At 46.1% G+C, this 3,033-nt stretch carries 3 protein-coding genes; all 3 read left to right on the top strand.

What is annotated here, in order from left to right:
• Positions 1–1,004, top strand: a 1,004-nt coding sequence (locus ENN47_04755; protein ID HDP77493.1) for a hypothetical protein, incomplete at its 5' end; no start/stop codon positions are given.
• A 14-nt stretch (positions 1,005–1,018) separates the two neighbouring features.
• On the top strand, positions 1,019–2,485 hold the full coding sequence (locus ENN47_04750; GenBank protein HDP77492.1) for a peptidase C1: 1,467 nt from the start codon (positions 1,019–1,021) through the stop codon (positions 2,483–2,485).
• A gap of 100 nt (positions 2,486–2,585) precedes the next feature.
• Positions 2,586–3,033 (top strand): inorganic diphosphatase (locus ENN47_04745; protein ID HDP77491.1); only part of this gene is annotated, 448 nt, incomplete at its 3' end.

Genomic DNA, 3,033 nt, shown 5'->3' with positions numbered 1-3,033 from the left:
TCAAAGCCACGAATCTCAAGAGAGAGCTCTTCCAGTCTGGAGCCGGATTGATGTACTTTGACTATAGCGACTATTTCCAGTATATCGAAGATGAGGCTTTCGGCATTAGGTTTTACAAGACTGCTTCAGAGGAAATTGTCCCTGCCGAAGAGGTAACCGTAAGGAAGCGGCTGAACCTGCTCGACACCAATGATGACGGTATGTATGATGCATGGGAAGAGATCCCAAATAGCAGGCCAGATCTGCAGACCTATGCATACCTTCCGGGTTACTTGGAAGCCTATAGTACACTTTGGGTACCATATGGTTTTGAGTATGGTGAGGAGTCAATAAGAGCGTATTACCTCGGAGTTGAGGGGCCATACAGCGGATATGTTCTGTTCTACAAGTTTGCTGAAGTCGGATTTGATCTCAACACTGTTTATGCTAGATGGGTTGAGGCCCATGTATTTCGAGGCACGCTTAACGACTACGGTGAAGCTTACAAGGCCTTTGCCTTACGGGAGAGGTATGACTCTGATGAAAAACCTGTAATCAGCCTTTCAACTCCTGACAGCGATATAGGGCCCGGAGATTCATTTACCGTTGGTATCATGACAGAGAATGTAGCGAGTTTTGCCGATTTGTATGACGTCAGATACATTCAACTCTCTCTGTGGAACAGCGAAGGTTTGGTTCTCGAAAGCGTCGAATTCGGAAACTTTATGGAAGGTCTGAAAGACGTTGGAACATTCAAGAGTAGTGATGAAGCAGTTACCCTTTACAAGGCCTTCTTGAATGGAGCAGATGAAGCTGAAGCTGCCGATGATGTCTTCGCAACTCTCACTTTCTCAGTTCCTGAGGATTATGAAGGCGAGATCATTGCCGTTGGACTGGCGTACGAAGGTTACTGGGATACATATGGCTTCTATCCCGATCTGCCAAATCCCGCCTTCAGAGACGTCAACAATGGTTCAGTCGACGGGTTTATCCTTGATTATGAACCCATTGTGTTCATAGAGTGAAGGGGGGGATGACAATGAAGAAGATTCTGGTTATTGTGCTGTGTGTGGGGTTCTTCTCTTCACTTGCACTTTCAAGTATTGCAGATCAAGTTAGCGAGATAGAAACCCGTATAAGCAGCTCTATCAGTAGGATGAATTTGAGTTGGGAAGCAGGCTTAGAAGAGAGCTTTGTTGCCAAGCTTGAGACAGCGTATATCGAAAGTGTTGATGCGATATTTGAGAAGCTGTGCGGCCATATTGACCTCCCCAGGGTCGTCAATGAAAGGTTTGTGGAGTATCTTAGGATGAAATACATAGAAGAAGCCGAAGACTTCACTATTCAAGGAATGACTACTACTGATGACCTAATCATGTCAACCTACATTCTCTTGAAACCAAGAGAGGTAGCGGAGAAGTCATTCGTAAGGCTTGAACCGATTCGCGACCAGTTTATCCACGGTAGTTGCTGGTCTTTTGCAACTGTCGGCTCCTTTGAAAGCGCTCTTGCAGTACAGATCTATGGGATTAACGGAAACGTAGATAACACCCTGGATTATTCGGAACGATGGGGAACCTATCACAACATCGACTGGGACATCTACAGCTTTTCACCTGACAACTATGTTCAGGACAGGAACAGCCTTGAGGGTGGAAACAGCTACTTTGCCATGTATAATCTCATCAGGTATGGAATGATGGAGGAGCAGTATGCCCCCTACTCGGAGGTATATCTTGATCCTAGAGAAGAAGTCCCACTGCCGCCATCAGCTTACAATGCCCCGCTGCTGAAGTCCTCGAGAAGTGTGATGATACCTCCTGCAACAACGGCAGCTCGCTTAGGATATAGCTACGAGGATTATCTGAATATGATCAAGACAGCTATTGCTGATTACGGTTCGCTTGCCGTCGCTTTCTCAGTTCCATACAGTTTCAACTTCTATTCCAAGGGAATCTTCTCTCCTGTTGAAGGCGATTACAGCACGGGGGGACACGCAGTTACTCTAGTTGGATGGGCGGATGCCACAGAGCTCGATGACATAATCCTAGCCGGCAGGACGAATCCTGATGCAACTCCTATACTGGACGAAGAAATCGAAAGCTACACGTATTTGGATCCAACACAGGCCGGTTCTCCGGAGTTCACAGCAACCACCTTCTGGATAATCAAGAACTCCTGGGCTTATAACTGGGGAGACGGCGGCTATTATGTCATTCCGGCTATTAGTGAGGAACAGTATGAGAGTGGACAGTTAGGATTTTGGGAGATCGAAGCAAGAGAGATGTATCTCCCGATATTCGCTGATCTAGCGCATCATGTAGATGACAGTCTTGACATCAATGGCGATGGCATTGTCGACGAGAGGGATTTCGAGTATCTGGTCGAGAAGATAGGTTCAACTGATCCTGAAGACATTGCAATATGCGACATTTCATTCCCCAAGGACGGGAAGATAGATGGTGAAGACGCTGCTGCCTGGGTATTCTTGTTTAACAACAGGTAGAGTGTTTTGAAAGACGTTAAGAAGAACCCCCTAGGGGTTCTTCTTTTTCATGATAATGAGCCATGGTTTTTCTGGCATAATTGTGCGGGAGGTGAACACAATGCAGGAAGAAATCGTTCTGGACATAATGATAGAGATTCCTAAAGGAAGTAGGAATAAGTATGAGTATGATAAGAAACTCAAGAGGATAAGGTTCGACAGGACCCTTTTTTCGGCTGTTCATTACCCAATGGACTATGGATTCATACTGAATACTCTTGCCGAAGACGAGGATCCTCTGGATGCAATGGTTTTGCTCTGGGAGCCGACTTTCCCGGGGTGTTTAATTGAGGCAAAGCCAATAGGCGCATTCAAGATGTGGGACGAGAAAGGTTCAGACGAAAAGGTTCTCTGCGTTCCGATTCACGATCCGGTCTGGAACTATATAGAAAGCCTGGATGATGTTCCTCCTCATCTACTTAAGGAGATCGAGCATTTCTTCTCCATCTACAAGGATCTTGAAGAAAAGAAGACAGGCATAGAGGGCTGGGTGGGAAGAGAAGAGACTT

Source organism: Mesotoga infera, from assembly GCA_011045915.1.
In the GTDB taxonomy this organism is placed as follows: Bacteria; Thermotogota; Thermotogae; order Petrotogales; family Kosmotogaceae; genus Mesotoga; species Mesotoga infera_D.
The sequence above is the reverse complement of the archived record's forward strand: the minus strand, read 5'-3'. Positions and strand labels throughout refer to the sequence as shown.

What these genes read in the sequence shown, in the direction of transcription:
- ENN47_04750 (HDP77492.1), top strand. Translation starts at nt 1,019, where the DNA reads ATGAAGAAGATTCTGGTTATTGTGCTGTGTGTGGGGTTCTTCTCTTCA.